This is a genomic window from Streptomyces sp. NBC_00286 (assembly GCF_036173125.1).
Classification (GTDB): domain Bacteria; phylum Actinomycetota; class Actinomycetes; order Streptomycetales; family Streptomycetaceae; genus Streptomyces.
In genome coordinates this window covers 749,380-765,449 of record NZ_CP108054.1, presented here as the reverse complement: position 1 = coordinate 765,449, position 16,070 = coordinate 749,380, and the positions used below count along the sequence as shown (strand labels likewise).

At 70.6% G+C, this 16,070-nt stretch carries 12 protein-coding genes; 10 read left to right on the top strand and 2 right to left on the bottom strand.

Features of this window, described 5'->3' with window-relative positions; all coding sequences use genetic code 11:
• The first annotated feature begins 97 nt into the window (after positions 1-97).
• Positions 98-1,606, top strand: coding sequence for an alpha/beta hydrolase (locus OHT21_RS03640; RefSeq protein WP_328766734.1), 1,509 nt, complete (start codon positions 98-100; stop codon positions 1,604-1,606).
• 13 nt (positions 1,607-1,619) lie between these two features.
• Entirely contained in the window at positions 1,620-2,273 is a 654-nt protein-coding gene (locus tag OHT21_RS03635) for a hypothetical protein (RefSeq protein WP_328766733.1), read from the top strand.
• A gap of 176 nt (positions 2,274-2,449) precedes the next feature.
• Here OHT21_RS03635 and OHT21_RS03630 read toward each other — a convergent pair whose 3' ends face one another.
• On the bottom strand, positions 2,450-3,409 hold the full coding sequence (locus OHT21_RS03630) for a helix-turn-helix domain-containing protein (protein ID WP_328773949.1): 960 nt from the start codon (positions 3,407-3,409) through the stop codon (positions 2,450-2,452).
• Between the two features lie 168 nt (positions 3,410-3,577).
• Between OHT21_RS03630 and OHT21_RS03625 the strand changes: the two genes are divergently transcribed.
• The 7 genes from OHT21_RS03625 (at position 3,578) to fdxA (ending at position 13,172) form a co-directional block, all read left to right on the top strand.
• A complete protein-coding gene (locus tag OHT21_RS03625) occupies positions 3,578-5,098 on the top strand; it encodes a GMC family oxidoreductase (RefSeq protein WP_328766732.1) in 1,521 nt (506 codons plus the stop codon).
• Between the two features lie 56 nt (positions 5,099-5,154).
• Positions 5,155-6,618 carry a benzaldehyde dehydrogenase gene (locus OHT21_RS03620; protein WP_328766731.1) on the top strand — a complete coding sequence of 488 codons (1,464 nt, stop codon included), beginning with the start codon at positions 5,155-5,157 and terminating at the stop codon, positions 6,616-6,618.
• Positions 6,619-6,858: 240 nt separating this feature from the next.
• Complete coding sequence (gene boxC / locus OHT21_RS03615) at positions 6,859-8,589, top strand: 2,3-epoxybenzoyl-CoA dihydrolase (protein ID WP_328766730.1); 1,731 nt, start codon at positions 6,859-6,861, stop codon at positions 8,587-8,589.
• A gap of 4 nt (positions 8,590-8,593) precedes the next feature.
• Entirely contained in the window at positions 8,594-10,015 is a 1,422-nt protein-coding gene (boxB, locus tag OHT21_RS03610) for a benzoyl-CoA 2,3-epoxidase subunit BoxB (RefSeq protein ID WP_328766728.1), read from the top strand.
• 10 nt (positions 10,016-10,025) lie between these two features.
• Positions 10,026-11,624 (top strand): benzoate-CoA ligase family protein, encoded by a 1,599-nt coding sequence (locus tag OHT21_RS03605; protein WP_328766727.1) that lies wholly within the window; start codon positions 10,026-10,028, stop codon positions 11,622-11,624.
• Between the two features lie 158 nt (positions 11,625-11,782).
• Positions 11,783-12,808, top strand: a complete 1,026-nt coding sequence (locus OHT21_RS03600; protein WP_328766726.1) for an NAD(P)/FAD-dependent oxidoreductase — start codon at positions 11,783-11,785, stop codon at positions 12,806-12,808.
• Positions 12,809-12,830: 22 nt separating this feature from the next.
• Complete coding sequence (fdxA, locus tag OHT21_RS03595; RefSeq protein ID WP_328766725.1) at positions 12,831-13,172, top strand: ferredoxin; 342 nt, start codon at positions 12,831-12,833, stop codon at positions 13,170-13,172.
• A 159-nt stretch (positions 13,173-13,331) separates the two neighbouring features.
• Here the strand turns inward: fdxA and OHT21_RS03590 are convergent, their stop codons facing one another.
• Positions 13,332-14,165, bottom strand: a complete 834-nt coding sequence (locus OHT21_RS03590) for a PaaX family transcriptional regulator (RefSeq protein ID WP_328766724.1) — start codon at positions 14,163-14,165, stop codon at positions 13,332-13,334.
• Between the two features lie 311 nt (positions 14,166-14,476).
• Here OHT21_RS03590 and paaZ point away from each other — a divergent pair, with 311 nt between their 5' ends.
• Positions 14,477-16,051 carry a phenylacetic acid degradation bifunctional protein PaaZ gene (gene paaZ, locus OHT21_RS03585; protein ID WP_328766723.1) on the top strand — a complete coding sequence of 525 codons (1,575 nt, stop codon included), beginning with the start codon at positions 14,477-14,479 and terminating at the stop codon, positions 16,049-16,051.
• Positions 16,052-16,070 lie beyond the last annotated feature (19 nt).

The window sequence follows — 16,070 nt, the reverse complement described above, 5'->3', positions numbered from 1 at the left end:
CGTACCGCACCGGACTTCGGCAAGTCCGCTCAGCGGCGGGGCCGTCCCATGCCGGCCCAATCCGGCGCCCCGTACGCGCCCCTCAGGAGGACACCAGATGCACAAAAAGACCTTGTCCATCGCCCTCGCCGTCACCGTGGTGACGGCGACCGCGACGGCGCTGACCGTGACTCCGGGAGTGTCGGTGGCGACGCCGGACGCGGCGGCGACGCCGGACACCCTGCGGTGGGGCCCGTGCTCGGAGAAGGCCGACGCACCCGGTAAGGCCGCCCCACCCCGTCTCGAGTGCTCGACACTCGAAGTTCCGCTGGACTACCGCAAGCCCGACGGCCGGCAGATCGAGATCGCGATCTCCCGGCTGGCGAGCGAGGACCCGTCGCAGCGCCGCGGCGTGCTGCTGACCAATCCAGGCGGCCCCGGCATCACAGGACTCGGCTACCCGGCCGTTCTCGCCGCCTCAAAGCTGCCGCAGGAAGTGCTGGACTTCTACGACGTGATCGGCCTCGACCCGCGCGGCACCGGTCGCAGCGCGCCGGTGACCTGCGATCTGACACTGGCACAACGCAACCGCGGCAATCTGCCGCCGTACGCGCACAACGCGGCCGATGTCGCGCGGCAGGCCGGCAGCGCGCGGACCATCGCCGAGCAGTGCGCCACCTCGAAGACGGCATCGATGCTGCCGCACACCACCACCGCGAACACCGCGCGCGACATGGATCGGATCCGGGCGGCGCTGGGCGAGCCGAAGCTCTCGTACCTCGGTGGGTCCTACGGCTCCTACCTCGGTGCGGTGTACACGACCATGTTCCCGGGGCGCAGCGACCGGATCGTGCTCGACAGCAACCTGGGCCCCGGCGGCTACGACGTCACGGCCACGCGGTTGCTCGCCCGTGGATTGGAGGACCGGTTCCCGGACTTCGCGGCGTTCGCGGCGGCACGCCCCGAGTACGGTCTGGGCACCACACCGCGGCAGGTGACCGCGAAGTTCGTCGAACTCGCGAAGCGGCTGGACGCGAAGCCGGTCCGGGGTATGGACGGGACGTTGTTCCGCGGGCTCACCTTCGACCGCCTCTACAGCGACGCGTCCATGCCCTCGGTGGCCGAGATGTGGCAGGCGCTCGACAGGGACCGGCCGCTGCCGCCCGACACCCCGCCGTCGATGAAGGATATGGAGAACTCCATGGCCGCGCGTTTTTATGTGATCTGCAGTGATTCGCGCTGGCCGGAGACGGTCCGGGAGTACCAGCGCAACGTCGCGGTCGACCGGCTGAAGTACCCGATGCTGGGCGGGTCTTCGGCCGGCATCGGACCGTGCGCGTTCTGGCCGGACAAGCGGGTCGAGCCGCCGGTGCGCATCGGTGACCGGGGCCCGTCGAACGTGCTCATGGTGCAGAACGAGCGCGACCCGGGGACACCTCTGGCCGGCGCCCGGGAGCTGCGGCGGGCGTTCGGGAAGCGGGCCACGATGGTGACGGCCGACCAGGGCGGACACGGTGTCTATCCGTTCGGCCCCAACACGTGCGCGAACGACACGGTGACGGCATTCCTGACCACTGGGCAACGCCCGACGCAGGACCTCGCTTGCCCGGCGGAACCCAGCAAGTAACAGGAGTAGAGGCATGCTCAAGGAGTGGCGACATCGTCGGGCCACGCAGCGGGTCAAGCCCGGGGACGGGCGACCGTTGAAGCGTTTCCGCTGGTGGCAGGTGCTGACCCGCGCACTGTTCCATCTGCGGCTGACGAACGACGACGGCCGGCAGACGGTCTACACCGTCGACGTCAGACATCAGAATCAGTCGGAGGGCTACGTCAAGGCCCACCTGTACCTCGACGGAAGGCATCACGCCGAGTCCAAAGTCCCCGCCGTTTTCCCCGTCCAGGGCGGCACCGTCGAAGTAAGGACGAGCGGCTTCGGGCTCAAGCGCTGCCACTACGTCACCGCCGAGGGCGCCGAGTTCCCACTCGTCCCGGACCCTGCCTCTGCCGAGGGGCGCCGCGCACGCCTCGACCGGTCGCATCCCGTACTGAGCCGCGGGATCGGTTTCCTCTCGCGGATCGTGCTCGTCATCGGCCTGGTCATCCTGATCCTTCAGCTCGCCGAACAGGTCACCCGGGCCCCGGAGGGCATCGCCCAGTACGTCGGGACCTTCACCTCGCCCATCGATCTGCCGGCATGGGGCAACACCGTGATCGGGCTCGTCACTGTGGCGGCCAGCACGGAGCGGGCGCTGCGGCTGCGCTACCACTGGCTGCTCGACGGCGGGGCGGGCTGACCCCGCTTCCTCGGTCCAGTCGTTGTGGCGCTCACGCGCTCACCGGATCGCCCTCCGGCCCGGGCACCGCCTCCTCGGCCTCCTCCGGCGACAGGTCGCCTCGGGCCGGGCAGGGATCGCCATCGCGCTGCTGGGCGCCCTGCTCCCGGCGGGCTGGGCGGCCAGGACGCGTACGGCTACGGCTTTGCGGACGGAGTAGCTGGGGCGCCGCGACGGGCAGCCGAGGGGTTCATGCCGTACTTGGCGTGGAAGGCGCGGGTGAAGTGCGCCTGGCCGACGAAGCACCAGTGGGCGGCGATCGCCGCGATGCTGCGATGGGCGAGCAGCGGGTCGGCCAGGTCACGCCTCGCCGCTTCGAGGCGGCGAGACCGTATGTAGTCGGTGACGGTGCATGACTCGTGCTCGAACAGTCGGTGCAGCGTGCGCGCGCTCATGTGGTGCACGGCGGCGACCCGCGCATGTGTCAGATCCGGTTCGGCGAGGTGCGCTCTGATGTAGTTCAGGATCTGCAGGCGCAATGCGTCCGCCGCGCCATCGTTGCCACAGGGGGCGGCGTCGCTCAATGCCGCCGCCACCAGATGCAGCCCCGCTTCGCCGAGCCGATCGGCGGATGTCCGGGGGATCGAATCTCGCTGCGATACCGCGGACGATACGAAGCCGGCCAGCACCGCGCCAGGTCCGTCCGCGAGCGGATAGGCATGGCTCATCGATGTGACGACCATGCGCTCGGGCAGGCTCAACGCGCCCCGGGGGAAAGCCATGACCGCGCACGACCACTGCCGCTCCAGACGCAGGTGGTACGGCCTGCCGGTGTCGTAGATCGCCATCTGGCCGGGCGCGATCGCGATCTCGCGGTCGTCCTGGCACACGGTGGCGTACCCGCTCAGCTGTACGCAGATCTTGAGCAGGTCGATCGGTGTCTGCCGTACGGCCCTTGGGGTGCGCCGCACGATCTGCGGGGTGCCGCTCACCCGGTAGGCGGCGATCGACCCGAGCTGCGTGCCGGCCATTCGCCCATGGGCGGCCCGCGCTCCGATGGCCTCGGGGACGAGCCGGCCGAAAGCACCGCCCAACTGCTCTCGCCAGAGCTCGGCCGGGAGAGAGCCTGACTGTTCTGTTCCTGCGGTCGACGACATCACTGTGTGTGCCCTCTCACCAGACTTGGCCTTGCGCGACAAAGGCCGAGGCGGAATCAGTCAACAACTCTGCAACGTGACTGACAAGAATCTGTAGCAGGTTTTTCACCGTGCGGGCGATGGGGCCGGCGCGGACCGCCGAACCAGAGGTGGTGGGCTGTGGTGGCCATGGCTGCTCGTTACGACTACGTGGTGATCGGTGCCGGGTCGGCCGGCTGCGTTCTGGCCGCGCGGCTGTCGGAAGATCAGGACACGCGCGTTCTCCTGCTCGAATCCGGTCCTTCCGACGACGCGCCCGAGATTGCCGTGCCACCCGCGTGGCCCGCGCTGTGGGGCACGGAGATCGACTACTCCTACGACACCGTTCCCCAGCCCGGCACCGGCGGGGTGGTCCACAACTGGCCTCGGGGGCGCACGCTCGGCGGGTCGAGCAGCATCAACGCGATGGTGTACCTGCGGGGGCACGGCGCGGACTTCGACGCGTGGGCCAAGGCGGGCTGCGACGGCTGGGACTACGCCTCCGTGCTGCCCTACTTCCGTCGCATGGAGACCGTCAGCGGCCGGGAACCGCAGTACCGGGGTGAGGACGGCCCGATGCGTCCGGCTCCGTCGGCGCAGCCGAATCCGCTGTCGCAGGTCTTCCTCGACGCGGCGGCCGCGACCGGTCATCCGCTGACCGACGACTTCAACGGAGCACAGCAGGAGGGCGCCGGCTGGCACGACCTTTCGATCACGGACGGGCACCGCCAGAGCACCGCGGCGGCCTATCTGCCCCCCATCCGTGACAGCCGTCCGAATCTCACGGTCGCGACCGAGTCCCGTGCCCACAGGCTGCTGTTCGACGGCACACGCTGCACCGGTGTCGCGTACGAACGCCGCGGCGAGCTCGTCACCGCGTACGCGGATGCGGAGGTGGTGGTCAGCGCGGGCGCGGTCGACTCGCCCCGGCTGCTGCTTCTCTCCGGTGTGGGCGCGGCCGACGAGTTGGAGCAGGCGGGTGTCGCGGTCGTGCACGACCTACCCGGTGTCGGCCGCAACCTGCACGACCATCCACTGTGCGGGATCGTGTACGAGGCAAGCCAACCCATCCCGGCGGGGCTCACCAACCACGCCGAGGTGTCGATGCTCTGGCGCAGCGACCAGGCCCTGGTGGGCCCGGACATGCAGCTGATGTTCATCCACCTGCCGTTCCACCCACCGACGCTTCAGGCCCCGGCGAACAGCTTCACCTTCGGCGTCGCCACGGTGCCCGAGGCGCGCGGCTCGGTCCGGATCGCGGGGCCCGATCCGCAGACGCCGCCGCTGATCGATCCGAACTATCTGGGCGCGGAGTCCGACGTACGCCGCCTGCTGCACGGCATCGAGGTCGCCCGGGAGATCGCCGCCTCCGAACCGTTCGCTCCCTGGCGAGCCCGCGAGGTGCTTCCCGGACCCGACGTCACGGACGAGGCCGGTCTGCGGGAGTTCGTCGCCCGGGGCACCGGAACCTACTACCACCCGGTCGGCACCTGCGCGATGGGCGTCGGGCCGGAGGCCGTCGTGGCGCCCGATCTGCGGGTGCACGGCCTGGACGGCCTGCGGGTGGCCGACGCCTCGGTCATGCCGAGGCTCGTCTGCGTCAACACCAACGCCGCCACGATCATGATCGGCGAGAAGGCAGCGGACCTCATCCGCCGGCCCGGCGCCTGAAGACCGGCCCGGCGCCTGACAACCCGAGCTCACGCGAAGCTGAGGAGAACCCCGCGATGACCGACCTTCTCGATGACGTTTCCTGGCAGGGCAAGATCTACAGCAATGGCTGGACCACCGCCCACGGCGGTGTGCTGGACAGCACCGAACCGGCGACGGGTGCCGTCCTGGCCCAGGTCGGCCTGGCCGATGCCGACGACGTGGCGGCCGCGACCGCCCGAGCCGCCCAGGCACAAGCCGACTGGGCCGCGCAGACCGGCCCGTCCCGGGCCGCAGTGATCCGCAAGGCCGCCGCCGTCCTCGCCGACAACCGGGCGGAGTTCGAGCGCTGGCTCGTCCGCGAGGGCGGCGCGGTGCCGGGCAAGGCGGCGTTCGAAGTCGACCTGGTGTTGGGGGAGTTGTGGGAGGCGGCGGCGCTGCCCACCCAGCCCTGGGGCCACCTGCTGCCGGCCAGTGAGCCCGGCCGGGAGAGCGTCGCCCGCCGGGTGCCGCTCGGCGTGGTCGGTGTGATCAGTCCGTGGAACTTCCCGTTCATCCTCTCCGTCCGGGCCGTCGCGCCGGCGCTGGCGTTGGGCAACGCGGTCGTGCTGAAGCCGGACGTACAGACGGCGGTGTCCGGAGGCACGCTGGTCGCGCGGCTCTTCGAGGCGGCCGGGCTGCCCGACGGGTTGCTGCATGTGCTGCCCGGGGACGCCGGGCCCGGCGCGGCGCTGGTCGAGGACCCGAACGTCGCCATGATCGCCTTCACCGGCTCGACAGCGGTCGGCCGTGAGGTCGGCGCCACCGCCGGGCGCACGCTGAAGCGGGTCTCGCTCGAACTCGGCGGCAACAACGCCCTGATCGTGCTCGACGACGCCGACCTGGAGATCGCCAGTTCGGCGGGGGCCTGGGGCGCGTTCCTGCACCAGGGCCAGGTGTGTATGACCGCGGGCCGGCACATCGTGCTCGAATCCGTCGCCGACGAATACCTCGACCGGCTGGCCAAGCGGGCGCAGGGACTTCCGGTGGGCGATCCGTTCACGGGGCAGGTGGCTCTCGGGCCGCTGATCAACGAGCGGCAGCGGGACAACGTGCACCGGATCGTGGAGGAGACCGTGGGGGCGGGGGCCGAGGTCAGGGCCGGCGGCTCGTACGACGGGCTGTTCTACGAGCCGACCGTGCTGGCCGGCGTGACCACGTCGATGCCCGCGTTCCGCGAGGAGATCTTCGGGCCCGTGGCGCCGGTCGTCGTCGTGCGTGACGAGGCCGAGGCGGTCGCGGTCGCCAACAACACCGAGTACGGGCTGGTCGCCGCGGTGCAGACGGGATCCCCGGACCGTGGCCGCGATCTGGCGCGACGGCTGCGGACCGGCATCGTCCACATCAACGACCAGACCCTGAACAACGACGCGTACGCGCCCTTCGGCGGTACGGGCGCCTCCGGCAACGGCAGCCGGTTCGGCTCCCAGAGCAGCTGGGACGAGTTCACCCAGTGGCAGTGGGTCACCTTCCGGGAGCAGGCGCACGCCTTCCCGTTCTAGCCATCCGGGGAGCTAGCCATCCGGGGAGCCGCTGCCGAACGTACGTACTTCGGCGTCTGGCCAGTGTGCGGTCGTGAGTGTGCCGGGCGGTTCTCACCGCCCGGCACACTCACGACCCCAGAGCGGGGCGGGAAAGGGGAACCCGTCCAATCTAACGTTCTACAGAACCTTGACGCACTGTGGTACTTCTGTAGAAGATTCGTCTATCGGTACCTGTGCTAGCGCGAGGAGGCGCTCGTCATGGTGGTGGCAAGCAAGCCGGACGTGGTCGAAGCCGCGAACGGAGCGCCGGAGTCCACAGGCACGGTGGTGGTGACCTTCGACCGGAGCCCGGACAGGTACCGGCACTGGAAGCTGCGCATCGACGGGCCGGTCGCCTGGCTCGAGATGGACGTCGACGAGCAGGGCGGCCTGGTCCCGGGCTACGAGCTGAAGCTCAACTCCTATGACCTGGGTGTGGACATCGAGTTGTACGACGCACTGCAGCGGCTGCGGTTCGAGCACCCCGAGGTACGGTCGGTGGTGGTGACCAGCGCGAAGGAGAAAGTCTTCTGCGCTGGGGCGAACATCCGGATGCTCGCGGCCTCCCCGCACCACTGGAAGGTGAACTTCTGCAAGTTCACCAACGAGACCCGCAACAGCATGGAGGACGCCTCGGAGCACTCCGGGCTGACCTTCATCGCCGCGGTCAACGGCTCCTGTGCGGGCGGCGGTTACGAACTCGCCCTGGCCTGCGACAAGATCCTGCTGATCGACGACAACTCCTCGTCGGTGGCCCTGCCCGAGGTCCCGCTCCTGGGCGTGCTGCCCGGCACGGGCGGGCTGACCCGGGTCACCGACAAGCGCCGCGTACGCAAGGATCTGGCCGACCTCTTCGCCACCCGGCCCGACGGCATCCGGGGCAAGACGGCGGTGGACTGGCGGCTGGTCGACGAGGTCGTCCCGCGCAGGGACTTCCGTACGGTCGTCGAGCAGCGCGCCGTGGAAGCGGCCGCGCACAGCACCCGGCCGACGGACGCCGAGGGCATCGAACTGACACCGCTGGAGCGGGACATCACCGAGGACGGCATCACGTACCAGTACGTGCGCGCCGAGTACGACCGTCCGCTCGGCCTGGTCCGCATCACCGTACGGGGCCCCGTCGAGGACGCCCCTGCCGACGCCGCCGCGATCCACGACGCGGGCGCCGGCGGGTGGGTGCTTGCCGTCACCCGCGAGCTCGACGACCTGATCCTGCGCCTGCGGGCGAACGAGACCGAGCTGGGCACCTGGGTGCTGCGCACGGAGGGCGATTCCGCGCTCGTACTGGCCCATGAGCAGGCGGTGTCGGGCGCCGCCGCCGAAGGCGACTGGCTCAGCAACGAGATCGTGCACTACTACAAGCGCACCCTGAAGCGGCTCGACGTCACCAGCCGCAGCCTCATCGCGCTCATCGAGCCGGGCAGCTGCTTCGCCGGGATGCTGCTGGAGCTGGCCCTGGCCTGCGATCTGCAGTACATGCTGGACGGCCCGCCCATCGAGGACCCGGACAGCGACGAGCGCGGCCAACTCACCCTCTCCGAGGCCAACTTCGGCACCTTCCCCATGGGCAACGGCCTGTCCCGCCTCCAGTCCCGCTTCTACCAGGAGGACGACCACCTCGACTGGCTGCGCCGCGAGGCCGGGCAGCCCCTGAGTCCCGCCCAGGCCCGCGAGCTCGGCCTCGTCACCGACGCGCCCGACGACATCGACTGGGAGGACGAGATCCGCATCGTGCTGGAGAGCCGGGCGGCGCTGAGCCCGGACGCCCTGACCGGCATGGAGGCCAACCACCGGTTCGTCGGCCCGGAGACCATCGAGACCAAGATCTTCGGACGGCTCGCCGCCTGGCAGAACTGGATCTTCATACGCCCCAACGCCGCCGGCCCCGAGGGCGCGCTGCGCCGCTACGGCACCGGCCAGAAAGCGGTCTACGACCGGAAGCGAGTGTGACCCGATGCCCACGAAGATCGACTACGACTCCAAGATCCCCAACAACGTCGCTCTCGCCGACGACCGCCGTCTGCAGCGGGCGCTGGAGGGCTGGCAGCCCAAGTTCCTCAACTGGTGGGGCGAAATGGGCCCCGAGCTGGAGAACCGGGGCGTCTACCTGCGGACCGCCGTGTCGGTCGGCCGCGACGGCTGGGCCCACTTCGACCACGTCAACGTGCCCGACTACCGCTGGGGCATCTTCCTCGCCGAGCGCGACCCCGACCGCCGCGTCGCCTTCGGCGAGCACAAGGGACAGCCGGTCTGGCAGCAGGTGCCCGGCGAGTACCGCGCCGACCTGCAACGGCTGATCGTCATCCAGGGCGACACCGAGCCGGCCTCCGTCGAGCAGCAGCGCCTCCTCGGCCTGACCGCCCCGAGCCTGTACGACCTGCGCAACCTCTTCCAGGTCAATGTGGAGGAGGGCCGGCACCTGTGGGCGATGGTCTACCTGCTGCACGCCTACTTCGGCCGGGAGGGCCGCGAGGAGGCCGAGGCGCTGCTCCACCGCAACTCCGGCAGCCCCGACTCGCCGCGCATCCTGGGCGCGTTCAACGAGGAGACCGCCGACTGGCTGGCCTTCTTCATGTTCACGTACTTCACCGACCGGGACGGCAAGTACCAACTCGGCTCCCTCAAGGAGAGCGCCTTCGACCCGCTGTCGCGGACCTGCACCTTCATGCTGAAGGAGGAGGCGCACCACATGATGGTCGGCACCACCGGCGTCGACCGCGTGGTGACCCGAAGCGCCCAACTGGCCCGCGAGCACGACACGTTGGACATCGCCGCCTGCGGCGGCATCCCACTGGACATCATCCAGAAGTACATCAACTTCCACTACACGGTCTCCCTGGACCTCTTCGGCAGCGAGACCTCCACCAACGCGGCGAACTACTACACCGCCGGGCTCAAGGGCCGCTGGCAGGAGGAGCGCCGCAAGGACGACCACCGGCTCACCGACCACAGCGCCTTCCTGGACAAGCCACTGGCGGACGGCACCTGGTCGCAGGACGAGGTCCCCGCGCTCCTCGCCCTCAACCTGGACCTGCGCGACGAGTACATCTCCGACTGCGAGAACGGCCTCAAGCGCTGGAACCGGATCCTTGAGGAGCACGGGATCGCCTTCCGCCTGAAGCTGCCGCACCCTGGCTTCAACCGGAACGTCGGCCTCGCCGCCGGCCACCACGTCACCCCCGACGGCACGATCGTCGACGAGCAGACCTGGGAGGCGCGCCGCCACCACTGGCTGCCCACCGCCGAGGACCTGGCGTTCGTACGGTCGCTGATGCAGCCTGTGTACGAACGCGGCAAGATCGCGAGCTGGGTCGCGCCGCCGGTCAACGGCATCAACGGCCAGCCGTTCGACTACGAGTACGTCCGACTGGTGTGAGGTGAGCCGGATGCCTGAGGCGTTCAACACGGCGGACTACCTGGTCGACCGGCACGTGCGGGAGGGCAACGGCGCCCGCACGGCGCTCGTCACTCCCACACGCACGCTGACCTACGAGCAACTGTCGGCGGAGGTACGCCGCGTGGCGGCCGGGCTGCGGGCCCTCGGCGTACGCCCGGAGGAGCGCGTCCTGCTGTGCATGGTGGACGACATCGAGCTCTTCACCGGCATCCTCGCCGCCTTCCACATCGGCGCCGTGGCCGTCCCCGCGTCGACCATGCTCACCGGTCCGGAGCTGGGCAAGCTGGTGGCCGACGCGCGCTGCCGGGTGGTCCTGGGCTCCGCCGAGTTCGCGCCGGTCGTCCGCGCGGCGCTCCAGCAGGCGCCGGAGGTCGAGCACGCCGTCCTGACCGGAGAAGACAGCGCAGGACTGCCCGGCCATGTCCAGGGCCGCACCTGGCAGCAGCTGCTGGACGCCGGCACCGGTACGGACGACGGGCCGTATCCGACCTGGCCGGACTCGCCCGCCCTGTGGCTGTACACGTCGGGCACCACGGGCATGCCCAAGGCGGCCATGCACCGTCACATCGACATCAAGTTCGTATCGGAGAACTACGGGCAGCGGGTGCTGGGCATCGGCCCGGAGGACCGCTGCCTGTCGGTCGCGAAGCTCTTCTTCGCGTACGGCATCGGCAACTCGCTGTTCTTCCCGCTGGCGGCGGGCGCCACGGCGCTGCTGGAACCTTCCAGGCCTTCTCCCGCGCTGTTCGCGAAGCGGGCGGCCGGTGACCGGGCCACAGTCCTGTTCGGTACCCCCAGTTTCTTCGGGCCGCTGCTCGCGAGCGCCGACATCCCGGACGACGCCTTCGCGACGGTACGGATCGGGGTCTCGGCCGGAGAAGCGCTGCCCGCGCGGATGTACGAGGGGATGCTGGAACGGTTCGGTGTGGAGGTGCTCGACGGCATCGGATCCACCGAGATGCTGCACATCTTCATCTCCAACCGCTCGGGCCGGGTCCACCCGGGCTCCTCCGGCGAACCCGTTCCCGGGTACAAGGTGGAGCTGCGCGACGTCGAGGGCGGCGTGGTGGCGGGCGACGGCACACCGGGCGAACTCCACGTCCGCGGGGAGTCCGCGGCCACCGGCTACTGGTGCCGGGCCGAGACCACCCGTCAGGTCTTCCTCGGCGACTGGGTGCGCACCGGAGACACCTACATCCGCAACGCCGACGGCACCTACACGTGCATGGGCCGCACCAACGACCTCCTCAAGGCGGGCGGCATCTGGGTCGCGCCCGCCGAGGTCGAGGAGCGCCTCCTCGCCCACCCGGACGTGGCCGAGGTCGCCGTGGTCGGCGTACCGGACGCGGACGGCCTGGACAAACCGGTCGCCTGCGTGGTGCCCAGGCCCGGGCGCGAGGTCGATCCGGACGCCCTCGTCGCCTGGTGCCGGGAGGGCCTGGCCGCGTTCAAGCGCCCGCGCGGGGTGATCGGGCTGCCCGAGCTGCCCCGTACGCCCACAGGGAAGATCCGCCGGAATGTGTTGCGGGCCATGGTGCGCGACGGGTCGTGGGCGGAGTCGCCGTCGTCGTCCGCGAGTTCAGGCTGAGTCCCCCAAGGAGTCTTCGCCCCCGCTGCCCTTACCCGTCCCAACCCAGGGCTGCGCCCCTTCGACCCGCCACGGGGCTCCGCCCCGGACCCCGCTCCTCAAACTTCCCCAGCTGCCGCTGGCCCTCAGGGGCTGATCATCCCGAAGGAGAACCGCGCATGCCCCCGCTCCCTGCGGATCACCACACGGACCTGCTCATCGTGGGAGCCGGTCCCACCGGCCTGTTCGGCGCCTACTACGCCGGTTTTCGCGGTCTGTCGGTGACCGTGCTGGACTCGCTGCCCGAGCCCGGTGGCCAGATCAACGCCATGTACCCGGAGAAGCAGATCTTCGACATCGCCGGATTCCCGGCGGTACGGGGACGCGAGCTCGTGGACCGGCTTCTGGAGCAGGCCGCACCGTACGACCCGTGCTATCTGCTCGGCCACCGGGCCGAGACGATGGAGCGGACCACGGAGGGCGCCTTCGTCGTGACCACGCACCAAGGGGCGCGGGTGCGGGCCAAGGCCGTGATCGTCACCGGCGGCATCGGCACCTTCACGCCCCGCCCGCTGCCGGCCGCCGCCGCGTACGAGGGAGCCGGACTGGCGTACTTCGTGCGCAGGCCGGACGACTACGCGGGCCGGGACGTGGTGATCGTCGGGGGCGGTGACAGCGCCTTGGACTGGGCACTCACCCTGCACCCGCTGGCCGCCTCCGTGACCCTGGTCCACCGCCGCGACACCTTCCGCGCGCACCCGGCCACCGTGGCCGCCGTACGGGCCACGGGCGTGGAGATCCTCACCGAAGCCGAGCTGACGAAGGTCATCGGCGACAGCGGGGACGGCAGGGACATCGAGGCCGTGGAGATCACCCGGCGCGACGGGCAGACGCACCGCCTGCCCTGCCGGGGGATCATCGCCGCCCTCGGCTTCACCGCCAACCTCGGCCCGCTGCTCGGCTGGGGCCTCGAGATCGCCCACCGGCGCCACATCCCGGTCGACCCGGCGATGCGGACGTCCGTCCCCGGGATCTACGCGGCCGGAGACATCAACGACTACCCCGGCAAGGTACGGCTGATCGCGGTCGGCTTCGGCGAGGCCGCGACCGCCGTCAACAACGCCGCGCACCACATCGACCCCGAACAGCCGGTGTTCCCCGGCCACTCCACCGACGTCCCCACAGCGGCCCCCGCCGCCGCGTAGCACCGAAGAGGACCGATCACCCATGCCCTACGTCATCGCCGAGCCGTGCATCGACATCATGGACCGCTCCTGCATGGAGGAATGCCCGGTCGACTGCATCTACGAGGGCGACCGCAAGCTCTACATCAACCCGATGGAATGCATCGACTGCGGCAACTGCGAACCCGTCTGCCCGGTCGAGGCGATCTCCCAGGACCGCCGGGTGCCGCTGGAGCTGAAGGATTTCGTCGCCGACAACAAGCGCTTCTTCACCGAATCCCTGCCGGGCCGCGAGGAGCCGATCGGCCTGCCGGGCGGCGCCGCCGGCCACGGCCCGGTCGGCGCGGACACCGAACTCGTCGCCGGGTACGACCCGCGCGGCTGAGCACTCAGTGAGGGGGCGCCGTGATCGACGGCGAAACCGTGGTCGACGCGGACGTCCTGTCCGGCAACGCGGCCAAGGTCTTCCCGGGCCTCGGAGTGTCAGGACATGACGATGGGTCAGCAGTATGCCGGGCGGTTCGGTACGGTGCGCCCCGCGCTCTCACTTCTCGCCGTACCCCTCGGCCAGCTCCTCCCAGCGCCGCAGCGCCACCGGATTCCACTCGGCATGCCTGCTGTGGAAGAGTTCGGCCGCCCTGGCCCCGCTCCAGCCCGGAGGCAGCAGCTTCGACGGGAGCCGCGGATCGAGGAAGGGGAAGCGGCGCCACTCGTGCACCAGCATGGTCTGAGCGTGCAGGACGGCGTCGCCGTCGGCGGGGCGCAGCCCGGTGAACTCGTCGATGAACGCCTCGTAGCGGTCCTCCACCTCGCTGAGGTCCCAGGCGCGGGCCACCATGGCCGCCTCGCTGCCCACGGCGCCGTACGTGGCGGTGAAGGACATCGCGTCGTCGGCGAGCCCGAGTTCCTTGAGGACGCCGAGCGCCTCCGCCTCACGGTCGGCGTGGGGCGTGATCCACACCCCGGGCTCCGGGGAGCCGAAGCCGGCCCAGGTGAGCCGGGTGCGCAGCCGGTGCCGCAGATCCCGCTTGGCCTCCGGCACGGAGACGAGGACGACCAGCCAGGTGCCGTCCCAGGTGTGCTCCCCGCTGCCGAAGTCGTAGATGCGCTGCGCGCCTTCGGTCAGCATCCGCCGCCCCGGCGGGGTGAGCGCCCAGCGGACGCGGCGTCCCATCCGCTCGGAGGCGAGCCAGCCCTCTGCCGCGGTCCGGGCGAGCGACTGGCGGGCCGACTTCTCCTCGACACCGAACATTGCCAGCGCGTCCACCAGCGCGGAGGTCCACACCGGGGTGCCCTTGGGCAGTACGTACTCGCCGAGCATGGTCATCAGCAGCGACCGCGCGCTGACGTCACCGACCTCCCGACGCCGGCTGACCACCGGCCGTGCGCTCCCTGCCGCGGCCCGGTCGGGGCGCTCCCTCCGGCCCGGTCCGCGCGCCGCACGATCCACCATCGTCCTTCACTTCCCTTGCTGCCGGCCGATCTGATGTATCACGCCGTCGCGTGACATCGACCGCGTGACATCGACGTCATCAGCGTATCCAGGGCGCTCCGCAGTACGGCCCGGAGTCGCGCCTCTCTGCGGTAGCCCGCCTCTTCTTACACAATATATTGTCGTTACGGAAATTATCAGTAGAGTGTCTGTCGCGTCGGTGGGTCGCCGACCGGGACGCGAAGGGTGGACCCGCCGTGGCCGGGAAACTGCACAGCTACCTCGCCGGTGACTGGTACGAGGCACCCGACGAGGGACGTCCCCTGCTGGACGCGGCGACCGGCGCCGAGGTGGCCCGGCTCTCGGAGCGAGCCGTCGACGCCGCAGCCGTGCTGCGTCACGCGCGGGAGGTGGGCGGCCCGGCCCTGCGCGAGCTGACCTTCCACCAGCGCGCCGGTCTGCTCAAGGCGCTCGGCAAGCATCTCGCCGCGCACACGGACGAGTTCCACGCACTGTCCACCCGCACCGGAGCGACCCGCCGGGACTCCGTGCTCGATGTCGACGGCGGCATCGGGGTGCTCTTCGTCTACGGCAGCAAGGGCGCCAAAGAGCTGCCCGACGGGCATGTCCTGCCCGACGGCGACATGGAACTGATCGGCAAGCAGGGCACCTTCGCCGTGCGTCACGTCCATGTGCCGCGGCAGGGCGCGGCCGTGCAGATCAACGCATTCAACTTTCCCGTGTGGGGCATGCTGGAGAAGCTCGCGCCGACTCTGCTGGCGGGCCTGCCGTCCGTGGTGAAACCCGCGGGCCAGACCGCCTACCTGACGGAGCTGGTGTTCCGCAGCATCATCGCGTCCGGCATCCTCCCCGAAGGCGCCGTCCAGCTGATCTGCGCCCCACCGGACGGCATCCTTGACGCGCTCACGGGACAGGACGTGCTCAGCGTCACCGGGTCCGCCGCGACCGCGCGCACCCTGCGCAGCCACCCGGCCGTCGCCGGCCGCGCCGTCCGCTTCAACGCCGAGGCCGACTCCCTGAACTGCGCGGTCCTGGGCCCCGACGCCACCCCTGGCACCCCCGAGTTCGACCTGTTCACGCAGACCCTGGTCACCGAGATGACGGTCAAGGCCGGGCAGAAGTGCACCGCCATCCGCCGCGCTCTGGTGCCCGCCGGCCTTATCGACGCCGTACAGGAAGCGGTCTGCGCCGAGCTGGCCGACCTGCGTGTCGGCAACCCCGCCGATCCCGCCGTCACCATGGGCCCCCTGGCAGGACTCGGGCAGCGGGAGGAGGTGCTGCGCGCGCTCAAGGCGCTCACGGCGGCGGCCCGCCTCGTTCACGGCGACCCCGATCGGTTCGAGGTCCAGGACGGCGACCCGCAACGCGGTGCCTTCCTCCCGCCGCTGCTGCTGCGCTGCGACGACCCCGACCGGGCCGAGCCGCACGAGGTCGAGGCGTTCGGCCCCGTCAGCACCCTTTTGCCGTACGACGGAACCGCCGCTCACGCGGTCACGCTGGCCGCACGCGGCGAGGGCAGCCTCGTCGGCTCGGTCGTCACTCACGATCCCGGCTTCGCCCGCGAGACCGTGCTCGGGGCCGCCCCTTGGCACGGTCGCCTGCTGCTCCTCGACCGCACCGACGCCGGGGAGTCCACCGGCCACGGATCGTCGCTCCCGCACGCCGTGCACGGCGGCCCCGGCCGGGCGGGCGGCGGCGAGGAACTCGGCGGCATCCGCAGCGTGCTGCATCACATGCAGCGCACCGCCGTCCAAGGGCCGCCCGCTCTCCTCTCGACACTCACCGGGCCTCCACCCGGTCACGACCGCTGAGCCACAGGCCGAGGCGGAA